21 protein-coding genes and 1 tRNA gene are annotated in these 16401 nt (G+C 69.8%); 13 read left to right on the top strand and 9 right to left on the bottom strand.

Annotation, left to right across the window (positions count from 1 at the left end; translation table 11 throughout):
* Window positions 1–57: 57 nt before the first annotated feature.
* Window positions 58–1110 (bottom strand): NAD(P)-dependent glycerol-1-phosphate dehydrogenase, encoded by a 1053-nt coding sequence (locus tag EP28_RS04040; protein ID WP_049982701.1) that lies wholly within the window; start codon window positions 1108–1110, stop codon window positions 58–60.
* 112 nt (window positions 1111–1222) lie between these two features.
* On the opposite strand from EP28_RS04040, the gene EP28_RS04035 reads away from it, so the two are divergent.
* Entirely contained in the window at window positions 1223–1621 is a 399-nt protein-coding gene (locus EP28_RS04035) for a DUF6276 family protein (protein ID WP_049982700.1), read from the top strand.
* Window positions 1622–1743: 122 nt separating this feature from the next.
* Here the strand turns inward: EP28_RS04035 and thsB are convergent, their stop codons facing one another.
* The 5 genes from thsB to EP28_RS04015 form a co-directional block, all read right to left on the bottom strand.
* Complete coding sequence (gene thsB / locus EP28_RS04030) at window positions 1744–3390, bottom strand: thermosome subunit beta (RefSeq protein ID WP_049982822.1); 1647 nt, start codon at window positions 3388–3390, stop codon at window positions 1744–1746.
* A gap of 305 nt (window positions 3391–3695) precedes the next feature.
* Window positions 3696–3863, bottom strand: coding sequence for a hypothetical protein (locus EP28_RS14345; protein ID WP_196219601.1), 168 nt, complete (start codon window positions 3861–3863; stop codon window positions 3696–3698).
* Window positions 3864–4175: 312 nt separating this feature from the next.
* A tRNA-Ser gene (locus EP28_RS04025) sits at window positions 4176–4257 on the bottom strand.
* A 27-nt stretch (window positions 4258–4284) separates the two neighbouring features.
* Window positions 4285–4536, bottom strand: coding sequence for a DUF7981 family protein (locus EP28_RS04020; protein WP_049982699.1), 252 nt, complete (start codon window positions 4534–4536; stop codon window positions 4285–4287).
* On the bottom strand, window positions 4537–4917 hold the full coding sequence (locus tag EP28_RS04015; RefSeq protein ID WP_049982698.1) for a Rid family detoxifying hydrolase: 381 nt from the start codon (window positions 4915–4917) through the stop codon (window positions 4537–4539).
* A gap of 135 nt (window positions 4918–5052) precedes the next feature.
* Between EP28_RS04015 and EP28_RS04010 the strand changes: the two genes are divergently transcribed.
* Complete coding sequence (locus tag EP28_RS04010) at window positions 5053–5424, top strand: DUF7577 domain-containing protein (protein WP_049982697.1); 372 nt, start codon at window positions 5053–5055, stop codon at window positions 5422–5424.
* 118 nt (window positions 5425–5542) lie between these two features.
* Here the strand turns inward: EP28_RS04010 and EP28_RS04005 are convergent, their stop codons facing one another.
* Window positions 5543–6355, bottom strand: a complete 813-nt coding sequence (locus EP28_RS04005; RefSeq protein ID WP_049982696.1) for an SAMP-activating enzyme E1 — start codon at window positions 6353–6355, stop codon at window positions 5543–5545.
* A 123-nt stretch (window positions 6356–6478) separates the two neighbouring features.
* Here EP28_RS04005 and EP28_RS04000 point away from each other — a divergent pair, with 123 nt between their 5' ends.
* On the top strand, window positions 6479–7582 hold the full coding sequence (locus tag EP28_RS04000; RefSeq protein WP_049982695.1) for an ornithine cyclodeaminase family protein: 1104 nt from the start codon (window positions 6479–6481) through the stop codon (window positions 7580–7582).
* A gap of 113 nt (window positions 7583–7695) precedes the next feature.
* The gene (locus tag EP28_RS03995) at window positions 7696–8367 is read left to right on the top strand and encodes a dihydrofolate reductase (RefSeq protein WP_049982694.1); all 672 of its coding nucleotides are present in this window, start codon (window positions 7696–7698) and stop codon (window positions 8365–8367) included.
* A gap of 3 nt (window positions 8368–8370) precedes the next feature.
* On the opposite strand, the gene EP28_RS03990 is transcribed toward EP28_RS03995, so the two are convergent.
* Together EP28_RS03990 and EP28_RS03985 are read right to left on the bottom strand one after the other, a co-directional pair.
* Window positions 8371–8625: a hypothetical protein gene (locus tag EP28_RS03990; protein ID WP_049982693.1), complete on the bottom strand. Its 255-nt coding sequence runs from the start codon at window positions 8623–8625 to the stop codon at window positions 8371–8373.
* 6 nt (window positions 8626–8631) lie between these two features.
* Window positions 8632–9486 carry an RlmE family RNA methyltransferase gene (locus EP28_RS03985; protein ID WP_049982821.1) on the bottom strand — a complete coding sequence of 285 codons (855 nt, stop codon included), beginning with the start codon at window positions 9484–9486 and terminating at the stop codon, window positions 8632–8634.
* 192 nt (window positions 9487–9678) lie between these two features.
* Here EP28_RS03985 and EP28_RS03980 point away from each other — a divergent pair, with 192 nt between their 5' ends.
* The 9 genes from EP28_RS03980 to cobJ all read left to right on the top strand — a co-directional run bounded on the left by EP28_RS03980 (window position 9679) and on the right by cobJ (window position 16400).
* The gene (locus tag EP28_RS03980) at window positions 9679–9861 is read left to right on the top strand and encodes a CbtB domain-containing protein (RefSeq protein WP_196219600.1); all 183 of its coding nucleotides are present in this window, start codon (window positions 9679–9681) and stop codon (window positions 9859–9861) included.
* A 1-nt stretch (window position 9862) separates the two neighbouring features.
* The gene (locus tag EP28_RS03975; protein WP_049982691.1) at window positions 9863–10660 is read left to right on the top strand and encodes a CbtA family protein; all 798 of its coding nucleotides are present in this window, start codon (window positions 9863–9865) and stop codon (window positions 10658–10660) included.
* The gene (locus EP28_RS03970; RefSeq protein ID WP_049982690.1) at window positions 10657–11016 is read left to right on the top strand and encodes a (2Fe-2S) ferredoxin domain-containing protein; all 360 of its coding nucleotides are present in this window, start codon (window positions 10657–10659) and stop codon (window positions 11014–11016) included. Before EP28_RS03975 ends, EP28_RS03970 begins: the two co-directional genes overlap by 4 nt.
* 156 nt (window positions 11017–11172) lie before the next feature.
* Window positions 11173–11787, top strand: a complete 615-nt coding sequence (gene cbiT / locus EP28_RS03965) for a precorrin-6Y C5,15-methyltransferase (decarboxylating) subunit CbiT (RefSeq protein ID WP_049982689.1) — start codon at window positions 11173–11175, stop codon at window positions 11785–11787.
* On the top strand, window positions 11784–12482 hold the full coding sequence (locus EP28_RS03960; protein WP_049982688.1) for a cobalt-factor II C(20)-methyltransferase: 699 nt from the start codon (window positions 11784–11786) through the stop codon (window positions 12480–12482). The genes cbiT and EP28_RS03960 overlap by 4 nt, the downstream gene beginning before the upstream one ends.
* Entirely contained in the window at window positions 12479–13384 is a 906-nt protein-coding gene (locus EP28_RS03955) for a cobalt-precorrin-4/precorrin-4 C(11)-methyltransferase (RefSeq protein WP_049982687.1), read from the top strand. The genes EP28_RS03960 and EP28_RS03955 overlap by 4 nt, the downstream gene beginning before the upstream one ends.
* Window positions 13381–14388: a cobalt-precorrin 5A hydrolase gene (gene cbiG / locus EP28_RS03950; RefSeq protein WP_049982686.1), complete on the top strand. Its 1008-nt coding sequence runs from the start codon at window positions 13381–13383 to the stop codon at window positions 14386–14388. The genes EP28_RS03955 and cbiG overlap by 4 nt, the downstream gene beginning before the upstream one ends.
* Complete coding sequence (locus tag EP28_RS03945) at window positions 14385–15338, top strand: precorrin-3B C(17)-methyltransferase (RefSeq protein ID WP_196219599.1); 954 nt, start codon at window positions 14385–14387, stop codon at window positions 15336–15338. Before cbiG ends, EP28_RS03945 begins: the two co-directional genes overlap by 4 nt.
* A gap of 12 nt (window positions 15339–15350) precedes the next feature.
* Window positions 15351–16400 carry a precorrin-3B C(17)-methyltransferase gene (gene cobJ / locus EP28_RS03940; protein WP_049982685.1) on the top strand — a complete coding sequence of 350 codons (1050 nt, stop codon included), beginning with the start codon at window positions 15351–15353 and terminating at the stop codon, window positions 16398–16400.
* The last annotated feature ends 1 nt before the right edge of the window (window position 16401 follow it).

Here is a 16401-nt window from a genome sequence, read left to right as displayed (position 1 = left end):
AGCGCCCAGTCGAAGGGGGTCGGAAACGCCTCTCGCGGGTCCCGTCCGCGGCGTATCTCACCCGTCGATGACGCCCGTCGCGGACGCGACCTCGACCGCCGCCTCCTCGTTGATCCCGCCTTGGAGGATCGTGTAGCGATCGCGGATCTCGTGTGCGCTGGTCAACGCGGCGATCAGCTCCGCGTCGTCGACCCCGAGTTCAGCGGCGGTCGTCGGCGCGTCGAGCTCACCGAGCGCGTCGCGGATCGCCGCCCACTGGCCGTTTTCGCCGCTGTGGAGGTACTCCGTGAGTATCGAGGCGACGCCGACCTGGTGGCCGTGGAGCGCCTTGCCGGGGGCGATCCGGTCGAGCTGGTGTGAGATGAGGTGTTCCGCGCCGGAGGCGGGCCGCGAGGAGCCCGCGATCGACATCGCGACGCCGGAGGAGACGAGCGCCTTCACGACCACCCAGGAGGACTCCTCTAACCCGGGCCGGATCATGTCTGCGTTCTCGACGAGCAACTCCGCAGTCATCTCCGAGAGCGCGCCCGCGTACTCGCTGTACTCGACGTTGCGCAGGCGGCGCGCGAGCCGCCAGTCTTTCACCGCGGTGTAGTTCGAGATGATGTCCGCACAGCCCGCGGTGGTGAGCCGCCACGGGGCCTCCGCGAGAAGCGTCGTGTCCGCGACGACTGCGAGCGGCGGGTCGGCGGCGACCGAGTGGCGCGTGTCGCCCTCGGGAATGGAGGAGCGCCCGGAGACGATCCCGTCGTGGGAGGCGACGGTGGGAACGGAGACGAACCCCACGTCGAGGTGGTCGGCGGCCATCTTCGCGATGTCGATTGGCTTGCCGCCTCCCAAGGCGATCAGGTAGCCGGGGTCGACCGCCTCCGCGGTCGCGGTGAGATCCTCCACCGCGTCGAAGGAGGCGTCCCTGACCACGGCCGTCGCGGGGTCGTCGAACTGGGCTCGCACTCGGTCGCCGGCGATGTCGTTCGGCGTGGGGCTCGTCACAATAAGCGGGCGGCCCGTGAGGTACAACTCCCCGACCGCCTCGCCGAGGTCGTCGAGGACGCCGTGCCCCACGACCACGTTCCGCGGGAGCTTGATCCATGTGGTCTTCTCGAACATAGGCCACGAATGCGACCGGAGCGTCTAGAAGATGCGGATTCGCCCTCGGACGCATCGGCGTCGCGCGTGGGTCCGCGGTCCGCTTATGAACGTCCCCGCCCTACCGCCGACAGTGACCTGCCCACACTGTGACGCCGCGGTCGTCGCGTTCGCGGTTCCGCCCGACATCCGCGAGCATGCGCCGGCGGCGGAGACGGCGATCTGCACGCGCTGCCTGCGGACGATGCCGGCCGCCGAAACCGACGTCTCAGCCCGCGACGCAGCCGCGGCCGAGTCGGTCGACTTTAGCGCGGTCGACCCGGTCTTCCCGAGCGGCGAGGCCGGGGTCGCGCTCGCGCTCGTCTGCGGCCATCTGGAGTCGCTCGCGCTCGAACGCGAGTCGGTCGAGACGCTGATCGAACACGCCGAGCGCGCGGGTGCGGACGTCTTCGCGTTCCTCGGCCGGCTCGACGCCGCGGACGCCGCATTCGACCTCGACCGTCGACGCGCGGCGCTCCTCGACCTGCTGTGACCGTCTCCCGTCGACGAGTGCGGCGGCTGTCGAACGGCTAGCGCGCGTGGAAAAGGGGGATGGAGCGTGCGTGTTCGGATCGCGATTCGCCGTCGAAAGCGAGGTTTCGTCAGGAACCTCGCTTACATAGCGCCGCCCATGCCGCCCATGCCGCCCATGCCGCCGCCGGGCGCGCCGCCCTCGTCGTCGTCGCCGGCGGTCGAGAGATCGCCCGCCGAGATGATGTCGTCGATTTTTAACACGAGGTTCGCGGCCTCGGCTGCGGAGGCGATCGCCTGTTCCTTGGCGTGTGCCGTCTCGACGACGCCGGCCGCGGCCGTGTCCTCGACCTCACCGGAGAAGACGTTCAAGCCGGCGTGTGCGTCGCCGCCCTCGTGGGCTGCGCGCAGGTCGACCAGCAGGTCGATCGCGTCGAGCCCGGCGTTCTCGGCGAGCACGCGCGGAATCAGTTCGAGCGAGTCGGCGAACGCCTCGACGGCGAGCTGCTCGCGCCCCTCGACGGAGTCAGCGTAGTCGCGGAGCCGTCCGGCGAGTTCGACCTCGATGGCACCGCCGCCGGGGAGCGTGCGCCCGTCCGAGACGGTCGTCGCGACCACGTCGATCGCGTCGTTGATACCGCGTTCGAGCTCGTCGACGACGTGCTCCGTGGTGCCGTACAGAAGCAGCGTGACGCCGTGGGCGTCCTCGCCCTCGACGTAGAACAGCTCTTCTTCGGTGTCGCGTTCGACCGAGCCGACGGCGAGGTCATCGGCGGACAGCGAGTCGAGGTCCGTGACGATGGGCGCGTCGAGCACGTTCTTCAGGAAGGACAGATCGGATTTTTTCGTCCGGCGGACCGCTAAGATACCCTCCTTCGCGAGGTAGTGCTGGGCAAGGTCGTCGATCCCCTTCTGACAGAAGACGACGTCCGCGCCGCTCTCGGCGATCTGGTCGACCTTCTCGCGGAGCTGTTCCTCCTCCTGGTCGAGGAACTTCTGGAGCTGGTCCGGCGAGTCGACGTTGACGGACGTGTCCACGTCGGCCTCCTCGACTTCGATCGGGTCGTTGAGGAGGAGGACGTTCGCGTCCTCGAAGTCGGTCGGCATGTCCTCGTGGACCGGGTCCTTGTCGACGACCGCTCCGGAGAGCAGGCGGGACTCGCCGGCGGCGCGTCCGGTGCGCGTCTCGATGTTGAGGTTCGCGAGGTCGACGACGTGCGAGCCGTCGTCGGCCTCGACGGTGACGCCCTGGATCGCGCGGACGACGAGGTCGGCGAGTACCTCTTTGTCGAGCTCCGCGCCCTTGCCCGTCATCGACGTCTCGGCGACGTTCTTGAGTGTCGTCGTGTCGTCGGCGTCGACCGGCGTGGCGACCTCGTCGACCTGCTCGCGGGCGTACTCGCTCGCGAGGTTGAAGCCCTTGATGACCGCGGTCGGGTGGATGTCCTGTTCGAGGAGGTCCTCGGCGTTTTTCAGAAGCTCACCCGCGATAGCGACCGCGCTCGTCGTGCCGTCGCCGGCCTCGTCCTCCTGCGTTTCGGCGACCTCGACGATCATCTCGGCGGTCGGGTTGTCGATGTCCATCGTCTGCAGGATGGTGACGCCGTCGTTCGTGATGGTAACGTCGCCCATCGAGTCGACGAGCATCTTGTCCATCCCTTTCGGCCCGAGCGTCGAGCGTACGGACTCGGCGACGCCCCGCGCCGCGGAGATGTTGTACTCCTGTGCGTCCTTGTCCTTGACGCGCTGGGCGTCGTCGCCCATGATGATCATCGGCTGACCCTGCTGCATTCGCTGGCTCATACAGCGTCTGATTGATTGTGATTCTATATAAATGTGTCGTTGATCGGTCCTTCGATGGCCCCGAACGCTCGACGTAAGTTGTGGGGAAAACCGCCTGACTCGGTCGGCTCCCTACGCTTCACATGGGTATAGTTAGCACGACTCTGAAAAGCACGCAGCCCCCGAAGCGGGCGTCATTTATATAGTGATTTTTGCTGGCGGATGCGTGCGGAACCCCCGCACGGACGCGAAGCGGGACGCTCACGGCGCGGCGGTCGTCACAGAAAATATATCGGCGGTGTTCAGCCGCGTGATCACCGACCCCGCTCGGCGTCGGTCGCGAGGTATTCGGCGTCGGTCGCGTCGACGACCGGCTCGGGCGGTTCGTCGTCGGCATCGAGTTCGCGTCTGTTGAGCCGGCTCTCCAACTGTCGGCGCTTGTTTTTGCCCTTCCGCTCGCGGCCTGCTTTCGTGTCTGGCATCGTCACCCGTGTCAACATCTCCCATACATATGAGTCTTGTGTCAGTGCGGAGGGCAGTTCACGCTGTCCGTGTCACGTCTGTAGCCCGATCCCTGTCAACGCGACTCACCGGTCGACTCGCCGTCCGGATCTGCTCGCGGTCGCCGCTGTCGACACAAAAGATACGGCGAAACGCCAGGAGAGGGATTTGAACCCCAGTCGTTCCGCTCGATTCGTCCGCTCCACTCCTTGGTTCAAACCCCTTTTTTGGGTTTGCCGACGCCGGACTCGCTCATCGCTACCGCTCCTCGCTCGTAGTCGGCGTCGACAGAACGCCAGGAGAGGGATTTGAACCCCCGATCCCGGATGGGAACACGCTTTCCAGGCGTGCGCCTTACCACTCGGCCATCCTGGCCCGTGTCGAGATACTTCGGTGGGACTGTTAAGTCCTTCTTTTCGCGTGGAGCCGGCGTTCGGTCGCGTACGCGATCCCGCCGGACGCGACGGCGATCCCCGCCGCGATGGCGGCCAGTCCCGCGACCGAGACGGGGAGGTCGCCCCCGGCCACGAGCCGATATCCCTGTGCGAGCGCGAGGAAGGAGAACCCGCCGACGAGCCCCCACAGCGCGGCCGATTTCGCGCGAGCGCTGACGGTCGCAGTCCCGCCGGCCTCCGCTCCGTCGCGGCTCTTCATCTACTCGACGAGGGCGACCGCCTCGATCTCGACGCCGACGCCCTTGGGGAGCGCGCCCGCCTGTACCGCCGACCGGGCCGGGGGCGACGCCTCGAAGTACGTCGCGTACGTTTCGTTCATCGCCTCGAAGTCCTCGATATCGGCGAGAAAGACAGTCGTCTTGAGCACGTCCTCGGGCGCCGCGCCCGCCTCCGCCAACACGGCGAGGAGGTTGTCGAGCGCCTGTTCGGTCTGGGTGGCGATCGGCGCGTCGTCGAGCAGTTCTCCCTCCGGCGTGAGCGGGATCTGCCCGGCCGTGAACGCCAATTCGCCGGTCGTCGTCGCCTGGCTGTACGCGCCGACCGCCTCGGGCGCGTCGTCGGTGTGAACGATCTCTTTCATGCGTCCGCCAGTTCGGCGGGAGCCACAAAGAGTACCCGGGACTACCGTCGCCTACGCCCCTATGCTCATCGGCGCGGATCGCTGTGGTATGGCTCACCGACGCACATTTACTTCTGGCCTGCTAACACACATCACATGACGGGGGAGTTCCTCCTGCCTATCGCCGCGGTGTTCGCCGGGACGGTCGCGCTCACCCTCGCGTCTGCGTGGTTCCTGCTCCGGCGCGAACCCGGGTCGGACGCGGTCCTTGGCGGCACGCCGACGGAGTCGGCCGACGACGGCGGAGCGGCGACCGGGTCGGCGTCTCGTGCCGGGGCTCCTCCCGCGGAGGGGGCGGAAGGCGAGCCGCCGCCGCTCGACGTCGACGGCGAGACCGTGGCGTGTCGGCACTGCGGCGCGGAGAACCGACCGACGTTCCGCTACTGCCGCTGGTGCGTCCGCTCCGGCTTCGCCGGCGAGGGGTCGGACGCGACCGCCGGACCGACGATGACCGAACGGTCGCTGTGACTCGACCGCCCGGCGCACCCATTGCAGCCGCACCCCTCGGCGTGGCACCGACCGCACCCCTCGGCGTGGCACCAACCGCACCCCTCGGCGTGACACCGACAGCGCATCTCGGGACGGCTCAGTCGGCGTCGATCCGACAGCCGCCGGCGTAGTCGATCCCCTCTATCGTCTCGATGCCGTCCTCGCCGCACACCGGACAGTCGGGGTTCCGCTGGTACGACACCGTCTCGAAGGACATATCCATCGCGTCGTAAAACAGGAGTCGACCGGCCAGCGGCTCGCCGGCGGCGAGGAGGAGTTTAACCGCCTCTGTCGCCTGGATACAGCCGAGAGTCCCGGGCAGGACGCCGAGCACACCCGTCGTCGCGCAGTCGGGAACCGTCCCCGGTTCCGGCGGCTCGGGGAACAGACACCGGTAGCAGGGGCCGTCTGGGACGAGCGTCGTCGCCTGTCCCTCGAACTTGTAGATCGCGCCGTGAGCCACGGGCACCCCCTCGATCCGGGCGGCGTCGTTGACGACGTACCGCGTGCGGAAGTTGTCCGCGCAGTCGACGACGACGTCGTACTCCCCGATCAGCTCGCGGGCGTTCGTCTCGTCGAGCCGCGTCTCGCGCGCTTCCACGTCGACGTCGGGGTTGAGCCGGTCGACGTATCTGGCGGCCGACTCGACTTTGGGCTCGCCGATGTCGCTTTCTCCGTGAATCACCTGTCGCTGGAGGTTCGATCGCTCGACGACGTCGTCGTCGACGATCCCGAGCGTCCCGACCCCCGCGGCCGCGAGGTACTGGATGACCGGTGCGCCGAGCCCGCCCGCGCCCAGCACGAGCGCGCGCCCGTCGAGCAGGGCCTTCTGCCCCTCCGGACCGACCTCGTCCATGATGATATGTCTGGAGTAGCGGTCGAGCTGCGTCGCGTCGAGCGAGAGGTTCATGAGGTACCGTGGAGCGTGCGCCGGTATAATCGTGTTCCCGACCGACCGCGGGCGCGGACGCCCTCCTCGCTCCCTCCCGCCGATTCGCAAGAGTATAAATACCGGACCGGCAAAGCTTGCGACATGCAGACGCTGCTTCTCAACGCCGACGACGTCGACGAGAACGCCCGCATGGATCGGGTGATCGAGGCGGTCCGCGGCGCGTTCGCGGCCTACGAGCGCGGCGACGCGATCATGCCGGCGAAGTCGTACGTCGATCTGCCGGAGTACGACGGCGACTTCCGCTCGATGCCCGCGTACCTTGACGTGCGCGAGGCGGATACCGCGGAGTCGACGGCCGACGGCGGCGGGTGGGACGCCGCGGGTATCAAGTGGGTGAACGCCCACCCGAGCAACCCCGCCGACCACGACCTTCCGACCGTGATGGGGACGATGATCTACTCCGACCCCGAGACGGGGTTCCCGCTCGCGATCCTCGACGGCACGACGCTCACGATGAAGCGCACGGGCGCGGCCGCGGCGGTCGCCACCGACCACCTCGCCGTACCCGACGCGACCTCGCTCGGGATCGTCGGCGCGGGTGTCCAGTCGTACACCCAACTGGAGGCGATCGCGGCGGTACGCGACATCGAGGAAGTCGTGGTGAGCGACCTTGACGAGGAGCGCGTCGCGGCCTTCGTCGACGCCTTCGACGACCGGTTCGACGTGCGCGGCGGCTCGGTCGCGGAGGCCGGCCACTGCGACGTGCTGTCGACGGTAACCCCCGTCGAGGAGCCGATCGTCGGCCCCGAGGACGTGGGCGAGCACACGCACGTCAACGCGATGGGCGCGGACGCCGCCGGCAAACACGAGCTCGCCGACGAGCTGCTCGCCGACGCCGCGATCGTCATCGACGACCGCGAGCAGTGTACCCACTCCGGCGAGATCAACGTCCCCTACGCCGCCGGCACCCTCACCGACGACGACATCTACGGCGAACTCGGTGCGATCGTCGTGGGGCGGCTCGCCGGACGAGTCGGGGCCGACGGCGAAGGCCGGGGGACCGACGGCGAAGGCCGGAGGACCGACGAGGACGAGAGTTCGGCGGACGACAGCCTCACGGGCGTCACCGTCTTCGACTCGACCGGTCTCGCGATCCAAGACGTGGCGGCCGCCCGCGTCGTCTACGCGCAGGCCGACGACACCGACAACGGCTACCCGTTCGATCTGCTCGGTCTCGACGACTGAGGGGCGCTAGCTGTCGGCGACCGCCGCCGCTCGTCGCCAACTGCCCCGTCCGTCGCCGTCGCCGACTGCCGCGCCACGCGCGGATTTTTCACCGTCGCCCCCGTAGGCTTCCTGTGCAACTCGCCAGTGTCGCGGCGCTCGCAGAGAACCGGATTATCGGTCGCGCGGGCGAGGTTCCGTGGCCGCACATCGAGGCGGACGTGCGGCAGTACCGCGAGCGCGTCGCGGACGCTCCCGTCATCCTCGGCCGTCGCACGTTCGATTCGATGCGCGACGACCTCCCCGGCAGCCGCCAGATCGTCGTGAGCCGCAGCGTCGACTCGGTCGACGTCCCGACTGCAGTCGTCGCGAACGGCGTCGAGGAGGCGGTCGAACTTGCTCGCGACATCGCCGGGGATGGGAGTCGCGGATCGTCTCTCGAAGCCGATCCGGTCGCAGCCGAAGCCGATCCGGTCGCAGCCGAAGCCGATCCGGTCGCAGCCGAAGCCGATCCGGTCGCAGCCGAGGCCGATCCGGTCGCCACCGACCTCGACGCGCCGCCGGAGCTGTCACTGGCGTCCGGCGGAACTGCCGCCGCAGAGTTCGTCTACGTGCTCGGCGGCGGCGCGATCTACGACCTGTTCCAGCCTCACCTCGACCGGATGTTCCTGAGCCACGTCGACGGCGCGTACGAGGGAGACACGGCGTACCCCGCGTGGGACGACGACGAGTGGGCGGTGGTCGGAGAGACCGACTACGACCGGTTCACGCTCCGCGAGTGGATCCGCCGCGAGACCGAACTCTGAGCGTCACTCCCTGTCGGCGTCCGCGGTGCGACGCAGCCACCACCGAGCGACGAGCCCGAGGACGAAGACGGTCCCGAACGTGACGACCCCCGTGATCGCCGCGCCGCGGACGGTGCTTGCCCCGGTCGCGATCGCGGTCGTCGACGCGCCGCCGCCCGCGATCGCCGCCGCGCCGGCGATGCCGCCGACGCCGAGACAACAGAGGCTCAACAGGCCGACGACCGACAGCGGTCCGAATATGTCGACGTCGCGTTTCATGGGCCGCTACGATTCGCTTTGCGTCTCGCCGTCCGCGTCGCCTGTGTCGCCTTTTGTCTCGCCGTCCGCGTCGCTTTCCCCCTCGGCCGTCCCGCCCACGCGCTCCGTGAACCCGAACCGCGGTTTGGCGTCGACGACCTCGACGGTCAGCGTCTCGCCGACGGCGGCGTCGGGGACGAAAAGCGAGTACCCCTCGACGTAGGCGATCCCGTCGCCCTCCTCGCCGAGTTCCTCGACGGTCACTTCCAGCCTGTCGCCGGCCGCGACGGGGGCCGTGTTCAGCCCCTTGGCGACGAGGTACACCTCGGACGACGAGTCTCGCGAGGCGGGCGGCGAGACGGTCCTGAGGTACTGGAACTCCGCGCGCACCTCCTCGCGAAACGCGTCGAGGTCGTCGCCCTGGAACACCTTGACCACGAAGTCGCCGCCCGGCGCGAGCAGCTCCTCCGCCACGTCGAACGCCTGTCGCGCGAGGTGGACCGATCGGGCATGGTCGAGCCCGTACTCGCCAGTCATGTTCGGTGCCATGTCGGAGACCACGACGTCCGCGCCGCCCTCGCCGACCGCCTCGCGCAGGTAGTGGCGGGTGCGCTCCTCGGTCATGTCGCCGCGGATCGTCTCCACGTCGTGACCGTCGAGGTCGTCGATCCGCTGGAGGTCGACGCCGACGACCGTGCCCGACTCCCCGACCTCTTCGGCGGCGACCTGCAGCCACCCCCCCGGAGCGGCCCCGAGATCGACGACGGTGTCGCCGCGCTCGAAGAGGTCCGCCTCCTCGTCGATCTGTTTCAGCTTGTAGGACGCTCGGCTCCGATACCCCTGCTGTTTGGATCGGTTGTAGTAGTCGTCTTTGCCGCTCATCGGCACCGCACCCCACTCCGTGCCGCGGTCCGAGTCCGGGTCACCGGCGAATTCGCATTCATACGGGAGCACACGTCGCGGAACCGGAAAGATACGTCGAAGGGATGGCCCGGATCGGCGAGCGGCTCGCCGACCCCGCGTGACTCGGAAAGGTTTACAAGTGGGCTTTCTCTCGTACAAATCAGATTGTCAATGACGGCGAACACGGTTCACGATCGGCTGGCGCTCGCGCGAACGGCCCTCACCCCAACGCAGGTGCTGTCCGCCCTCCTCGCGGTGGCGGCGCTCGGGTTCACGCTCGTGATGCTCCAGGAGCCGACGGCTCACGAGGCGATGCACAACTTCCGGCACGCGGCGGGCGTCGTCTGTCACTGAGATGATCGCCGCCTACGTGGTGAACGGCGTCAAAGCCGGCGTCGTCGCCGGCGTCGCGTTCGGGCTCCTCGTGGCGCTCGTGGCGAACCCGCTCGTGGCGTTCGCGGAGGAGCGCGCGCAGGTCGAACACGACGCGGGCGCGACCGCGGACGGCCACGATCACGGCAGCGCCGACGCCGGCGGGCACGACCACGGCGGCGGGCTCCCGGCTGTCGTGTCGAACGGGGTGAGCGTGCTCTCCGGCGTGCTCTGGGGCGTGTTCCTCGGCGTCGCGGGGTTCGGCATCGCCTTCTACCTGCTCGAACCGATCGTCCCCGGCTCCGGCGCGGCCCGGAGCTACGTCTTCGGCGGTGCGGGCTTTCTCACGGCCTCCGTCGCGCCGTGGCTCGTCTTCCCGCCCGCGCCGCCCGGCGTGACGCGGGCGCTCGACCCGAACACCGCGACGCTGCTCTACTGCGGGGCCGTCGCGGCGGGCGCGGTCGCGTCCGTCGCCGGCATGTTCGCCTATGACCGGCTCCGCGACGCCCGCGGCGGGGGGGCAGCCGTCGTCGTCGGGGTCCTCCCGTGGGCGCTTCTCGTCGCCGGCGCGGTCGCTCTCGCGGGCGTGCCGACCGTTCCGGTCCCGGGCGGGATGTCGACGGCGCTCGCGAACGGACTGGCCGGGCTCGTCGTGTTCGGGCAGGCGCTCACGTGGCTGGTGCTGGCCGGGGCGCACGCGCGGTTCCACGACCCCGGCGGCGCGGACGCGGGACTGACCGACCACGGATTCGCGGACGACGCGCCCGCGGGGAGCCCGTGAACGAGGAGAGCGCGGCGGTTCGCGACGCCGGCTTCACCGACCACGTGCTGGTCTGTACGAACGCCCGCGACTCGGAGTACGCCGCCTGTGCGGAGGGCGACGCCGACGCGGTCGCCGACGCGGTTCGGTCGTGGCTCCGCGACCGCGACGTGTTCTGGTCGCGCGTGTACGTCGCCGAGACCGGCTGTCTCGGACTGTGTAGCGCCGACGGGGCCGCGGTCGCGGTCCACCCGCGCGGGCGGTGGTTCACCGAGGTGACGCCCGCGGACGTCTCCGACCTCATGGCGGACGTGTTCGGCCCCGACGCGACGGAACTCGGCCGCGGGCCGACTGCGCCGCCGACCGACGCCGACTGACCGGCTCACGTCTCCGACGTGGATCGTCGACGCGACACGGCCCGAGTTCCGCCGTCCCTGCGGACGCGTACCGACCGGTCTGTGTGCCGTAATTCAATATAAATTTCCTTAGAACAATCCAAATTGTTATTACGCGGGCTTCCTCTCGTGGAACCGATGCCTCGAACGCCGTCGACACGCCTTCCCCACGACGCGAAAGCGGGCCCGACGAAGCCCGAAATCAGAGCCGTGACCGTCTCGAAACTGGGTCTCACGCCCGAGGACCACTTCGTCGAGGTCGGCTCCTGTACCGGCGCGGTGACGATCGAAGCGGCCCGCCGCGCGGGCCGCGTCACCGCGCTCGAACGCAAGCCCGACCGGCTCGCAGTGACGGAGAAGAACCTCGCGGCGAACGCGCCCGTCGACGCGGACGTGGACCTCGTCGAGGCCGAGGCACCGGACGGGCTCCCGGACGACGCGGACGCGCTGTTTCTCGGGGGGTCGCGCAACTTCGAGGCGGTGCTCGATCACGCGGTCGAGACGGACGTCTCCCGCGTCGTGATGAACGTCTCGCGGCTGGAGGTCGCCGGGCGCGCGGTCGAGGCGTTCCGCGACCGGGGGATCCTCGACGAGGTCGTCCAGTTTCAGGCGAGCCACGGGTACGAGCTCGCGGGCGCGACGAGCTTCGACTCGGACAACCCGGTGTACCTGATCGCGGGCGGCGTCGAGAACGGCACGGGCGACGAGCCCGAATCGGCGGCCGACGCGCCGGGCGCGGGAGGTGACGCGTGACCCTGTACGGCGTCGGTCTCGGCCCGGGGGCCGCAGACCTGATCACGCTCCGCGGGAAGCGCGTCCTGAAGTCGGCCGACACCGTCTACACGCCCGGTCGTCTCTCTCGGTCGGTCGCCGTCGAACACGTCCCCGAGTCGCGGCTCGGCGACCTCGACTTCCCGATGACGCGCGACCCCGACGAGCTCCGGCGCGCGTGGCGCGAGGCCGCCGACGCGGTCGCGCCCGTCGCCCGCGACGGCGACGCGGCGTTCGTCACCCTCGGCGACCCGAACGTCTACTCGACGTTCGGCCACCTCCGGCGCACGCTCGACACCTTCCACCCGGACGTGTCCGTCGAGACGGTGCCGGGCGTCTCGGCGACGACCGCGTTCACGACCGCCCTCGGCGTCGAGGTGGAGGCCGGCGCGGGGCTCGCGCTCCGCGAGGCCGACGCCGGGAAGTCGCCGACAGGCCCCGACCGGATGGTTCTGTTCAAGGTGACCGACGCGCCGGCGACCCACGAGGGACTCGTCGCCGCTGGCTACGAGGTGACGTACGGCCGCCGGCTGTACATGGAGCAGGGCGAGACGGTCGTCACCGACGACCCCGAGGCGATCGCGGACCGCGACTACTACACGCTCGCGTACGCCCGTCGCCCCGACGCCGGCGACGAGCCGGCGACCGCGGCGTTCGCGGAGGTGGGCGACGCGTGAGCGACGCGCTCCCCGACCCCGCGACCGAGGTGCTGGACGACCGCGAGGGGATCCCCTTCGTCGGTGCCGGGCCCGGCGACCCCGGACTGCTGACGGTGCGCGGGCGGGCGCTCCTGGCCGACGCGGACTTGGTCGTCCACGCGGGGTCGCTCGTGAACAGCGAGCTATTGGACGCCTTCTGTGACCACGCCGAACAGGTGAACTCCGTCGGGAAGGACCTCGAAGAGCTGATCCCGCTGATGCGGGACGCCCACGAGGCGGGGCGAACCGTGGTCCGACTGCACTCCGGCGACCCGTCGATCTACGGGGCCGCCCTAGAGCAGATGGACGCGCTCGAATCCGAGGGAATCTCAACGTACTTCGTCTCGGGCGTCACGTCGGCGTTCGCCGCGAGCGCGACGCTCGACACCCAACTGACGCTCAACGAGGTGTCGAACCACGTCGCGTTCACCCGGCCGCAGGGGAAGACGCTCGACCCCGAAGACGACCACATCTCTGAGTTCGTCCGGATGGGTGACGTGACGACCTGCATCTACCTCGGCACCCACGCGGTCCGCGAGACGATGGACCGCCTGCTGGACGACGGCGTCGACCCCGACACGCCCGTCGCCGTCGTGTACCACGCCTCGTGGCCCGACGAGGACGTGATCTCGGGGACGGTCGCCGACGTCGCCGACGCGGTCGAGGACGCCGGCTACCGCGCCTCCGCGCTCGTGGTCATCGGCGAGGCGGTCACCGGCGGCGGCTACGAGCGCTCCTACCTCTACGGCGACTGGGCTAATCGTGGAAGCGAGAGCGAGCAGGAGCGAGACGGGAGCGACGCGAGCGGCGACGGAAGCGACGCGAGCGGAACGGCCGCGGACGCCGACGCCGACGCGATCACGGAGGAATCCGCACAATGAGCACCGACGACGATACGGCGACCGGATCGAGCGACGCGAACGACACAGACTCCGGCGGCGGGCACTGCTCGACCGCGGACTCCGACGGCGAGGTGGCGGAGACGCTCGGGATCGTCACCTTCGAGCGCAAGCGCGACACGGCCGAGGAGATCAAGGCCGGGCTCGCCGACCGCTACGAGCGGATCGACCTCTTGGAGTACCACGGCGACGTGTTCGCGGAGCACTGGGGCGAGTACGACGTGTTCTGCGGGCTGATGGCGAGCGGCATCGCGATGCGCAAGACCGCGCCGCTCCTCGACGACAAGTGGGAGGACCCCGCGGTCGTCGTCGTCGACGAGGAGCTGACGTGGGCCATCCCGCTCACGGGCGGGCACCACGGCGCGAACCAGGTCGCGGACGACCTCGCGTCGCTCGGCGCGGTGCCGGCGATGACGACCGCGAGCGAGGCGGCGGGCAAGCAGGGCGTCGAAGAGCGCGCGAAGGCGCTCGACGCCCACGTCGTCAACGGCGACTCGACGGTCGCGACGAACCTCGCCGTCCTCGACGACGACCTCGGCCCGGTCGCGCGCCTCGACGGGCCGCGCGCGGTGCTCGTCGGCGACGACGTGACGGTCCTCAAGCGGAACAGCGACGCCGACGAGGGGGTCGTCCTCGGGACGGGATCGGTGTCGGGCGCGACCGCCGAGCAGTTCGAGGCGGCGTGGTCGCGCGCGCTCGACGCGGCCGACGCCGACTGGACCGACGTGGAGTTCGTCGCCACCGGCACCCGCAAGGAGGAGGAGCCGGGGCTGCTTGCGGCCGCGGAAGAGCGCGGCCTCGGCGTCGTGAGCTTCGAGAAGGAGACTCTCGAAGCCCACGAGGGCCCGACCCCGTCGCGCTCGAAGGAGCTGATCGGCTGGCCGGGGATCTCGGAGGCGTCGGCGATCGCCGGCGGCCGCGACCACGAGCTCGTCGTCGAGAAGATCGGTTACGAGGACAGCGTCACCGTGGCGGTGGGGCGATGAGCGACGATACGGACGACGGCGATATGGGCGACGGCGATACGAGCGACGAAAACGCGGCCGCGGATGACGGCGCGTCATCGGGCGGGCCGCTCCCCGACTCGCGTTCGGCCGCCGGCGGCGACCCCGCCGGCGACGCGCCGGAGGAGTACGGCACGCTGTACGTCGTCGGCATCGGCCCGGGACTGCCGGGCGAGATGACTGACCGAGCCCGGCGCGTCATCGAGACGGCCGACTGCGTGATCGCCTCGAACCTGTATCAGGCGTTCCTGCGCGACGACGGGACGCTCCCGCCCGAAGACGAGCAGGCGGAGGCCGACCAGGAGCTCGTCCGCTCGTCGATGGGCAAGCAGGTCGAGCTGGCCCGCGAGGCGTTCGAGCGCGTCCGCGACGGGCAGGACGTGGCGCACGTCTCTGGCGGCGACCCGAACGTGTACGGCAAGTCGGACCTGCTGTTCACGATGGCCGAGGCGGAGGCGGCGACCGACGTGCCGATCGAGATCGTTCCCGGCGTCACCGCGGGGCTAAGCCTCGCGGCGACGCTCGGCGCGCCGCTGTCGAACGACTTCTGTACGGTTTCGCTGTCGGACAAGTGGCGCGGCTGGGCAGAGATAGAGGAGAAGCTCCACGCCGCGGCGACCGCCGACTTCGTGATCGTCTTGTACAACTGCTGGCGCGACTACGAGCGCGCGATCGAGGCGATCCGCGAGGCGCGCCACGACGACGTGCCCGTCGCCATCGTCAACGACGCCGGCCGCGGCGACGCCGGCCGCAACGTCGACGGCGAGACGTACACCCTGACGACGCTCGGCGAGGCGACCGAGCACGACGAGGAGGTCGGCGGGATGGGCACCTCCATCCTCGTCGGCACCCACGAGACCGAGGTCTGGGAGAACGACTACCGCGATTACCTCGTCACCCCGCGCGGCGGGCGTGACGTGGAGGACTTCTGAGACACCACCACCATGAGCGACACCACCTGCGGCGGTTCGACGGACGAGGCGGACAGCACGAAAGAGACGGACAGCACGGACGTCACCGAGACGAGCGCCTGCGGCGCACAGACCGACGGCGGCGCGAGCGCGGAGGCCGGCTCCTCCGCCGGCTCGTCGGGCTCGGCGTGCGGCGCGTCGTCGACCGCGAGCGACTCCGCGGACTCCGGCGGCGCGAGCGCCTGCGGCGGCGGCGCGTCGAGCGACACGAAAGAGAAAGTGACGGCGACCGTCGACGAGTTCGACGCCGACCCCGGGCGGCTCGTCGCCGTCGGGCTCGGTCCCGGTCACGCCGAGGGGATGACCGCGCGGGCGACGGCGGCGCTCGCCGACGCCGAGCACATCGTCGGCTACACCACCTACATCGACCTCATCCCGGACGAGATCACGGAGGGGGCAGACGAGCTGTACGACACGCCGATGTGCGGCGAGGTATCACGGACCGAGGAGGCGATCGACCGCGCGCTCGCCGGCAACGACGTGGCGATCGTCGGCTCCGGCGACCCCAACGTCTACGCGCTCTCGGGGCTCGCGCTGGAGATCCTCGAATCGAAGGGCGCGACCGCCTCGATGGTCGACTTCGAGGTCGTTCCCGGCGTTCCCGCGGCGCAGTCGTGCGGCGCCCGACTGGGCGCGCCGCTCGTGAACGACTCCGTGTCGGTGTCGCTGTCCGACCACCTCACGCCCATGGAAGAGATCGAGTCTCGGCTCCACGCCGTCGCCGGCGAGGGGTTCACGATCACCATCTACAACCCGTGGAGCCGCAAGCGCCGCGAGAACTGGGAGACAGCCTGCGAGATCCTGCGGGAGCATCGCGACGACGATACGCCCGTCGGCATCGTCCACGGGGCCGGCCGTGACGACGAGGCGACGGAGATCACGACGCTCGGCGAACTGGAGGAGTACGGAGAAACCGACCTCGTGGACATGACGACGACCGTCGTCGTCGGCAACGAGGACACCTACGTGTGGGACGGCCGGATGGTCACCCCACGCGGCTACGAGAGCAAGTACGACTACTGAG

The sequence above is a fragment of the Halorubrum sp. BV1 genome (assembly GCF_000746205.1).
Classification (GTDB): domain Archaea; phylum Halobacteriota; class Halobacteria; order Halobacteriales; family Haloferacaceae; genus Halorubrum.
Note: the sequence above shows the minus strand (reverse complement) of the source record. Positions and strands in the feature narration are given on the sequence as shown.

What these genes read in the sequence shown, in the direction of transcription:
- EP28_RS04040 (WP_049982701.1), bottom strand. Translation starts at nt 1,110, where the DNA reads ATGTTCGAGAAGACCACATGGATCAAGCTCCCGCGGAACGTGGTCGTG.
- thsB (WP_049982822.1), bottom strand. Translation starts at nt 3,390, where the DNA reads ATGCAGCAGGGTCAGCCGATGATCATCATGGGCGACGACGCCCAGCGC.
- EP28_RS14345 (WP_196219601.1), bottom strand. Translation starts at nt 3,863, where the DNA reads ATGCCAGACACGAAAGCAGGCCGCGAGCGGAAGGGCAAAAACAAGCGC.
- EP28_RS04020 (WP_049982699.1), bottom strand. Translation starts at nt 4,536, where the DNA reads ATGAAGAGCCGCGACGGAGCGGAGGCCGGCGGGACTGCGACCGTCAGC.
- EP28_RS04015 (WP_049982698.1), bottom strand. Translation starts at nt 4,917, where the DNA reads ATGAAAGAGATCGTTCACACCGACGACGCGCCCGAGGCGGTCGGCGCG.
- EP28_RS04010 (WP_049982697.1), top strand. Translation starts at nt 5,053, where the DNA reads ATGACGGGGGAGTTCCTCCTGCCTATCGCCGCGGTGTTCGCCGGGACG.
- EP28_RS04005 (WP_049982696.1), bottom strand. Translation starts at nt 6,355, where the DNA reads ATGAACCTCTCGCTCGACGCGACGCAGCTCGACCGCTACTCCAGACAT.
- EP28_RS04000 (WP_049982695.1), top strand. Translation starts at nt 6,479, where the DNA reads ATGCAGACGCTGCTTCTCAACGCCGACGACGTCGACGAGAACGCCCGC.
- EP28_RS03990 (WP_049982693.1), bottom strand. Translation starts at nt 8,625, where the DNA reads ATGAAACGCGACGTCGACATATTCGGACCGCTGTCGGTCGTCGGCCTG.
- EP28_RS03985 (WP_049982821.1), bottom strand. Translation starts at nt 9,486, where the DNA reads ATGAGCGGCAAAGACGACTACTACAACCGATCCAAACAGCAGGGGTAT.
- EP28_RS03980 (WP_196219600.1), top strand. Translation starts at nt 9,679, where the DNA reads ATGACGGCGAACACGGTTCACGATCGGCTGGCGCTCGCGCGAACGGCC.
- EP28_RS03975 (WP_049982691.1), top strand. Translation starts at nt 9,863, where the DNA reads ATGATCGCCGCCTACGTGGTGAACGGCGTCAAAGCCGGCGTCGTCGCC.
- cbiT (WP_049982689.1), top strand. Translation starts at nt 11,173, where the DNA reads ATGCCTCGAACGCCGTCGACACGCCTTCCCCACGACGCGAAAGCGGGC.
- cbiG (WP_049982686.1), top strand. Translation starts at nt 13,381, where the DNA reads ATGAGCACCGACGACGATACGGCGACCGGATCGAGCGACGCGAACGAC.
- EP28_RS03945 (WP_196219599.1), top strand. Translation starts at nt 14,385, where the DNA reads ATGAGCGACGATACGGACGACGGCGATATGGGCGACGGCGATACGAGC.
- cobJ (WP_049982685.1), top strand. Translation starts at nt 15,351, where the DNA reads ATGAGCGACACCACCTGCGGCGGTTCGACGGACGAGGCGGACAGCACG.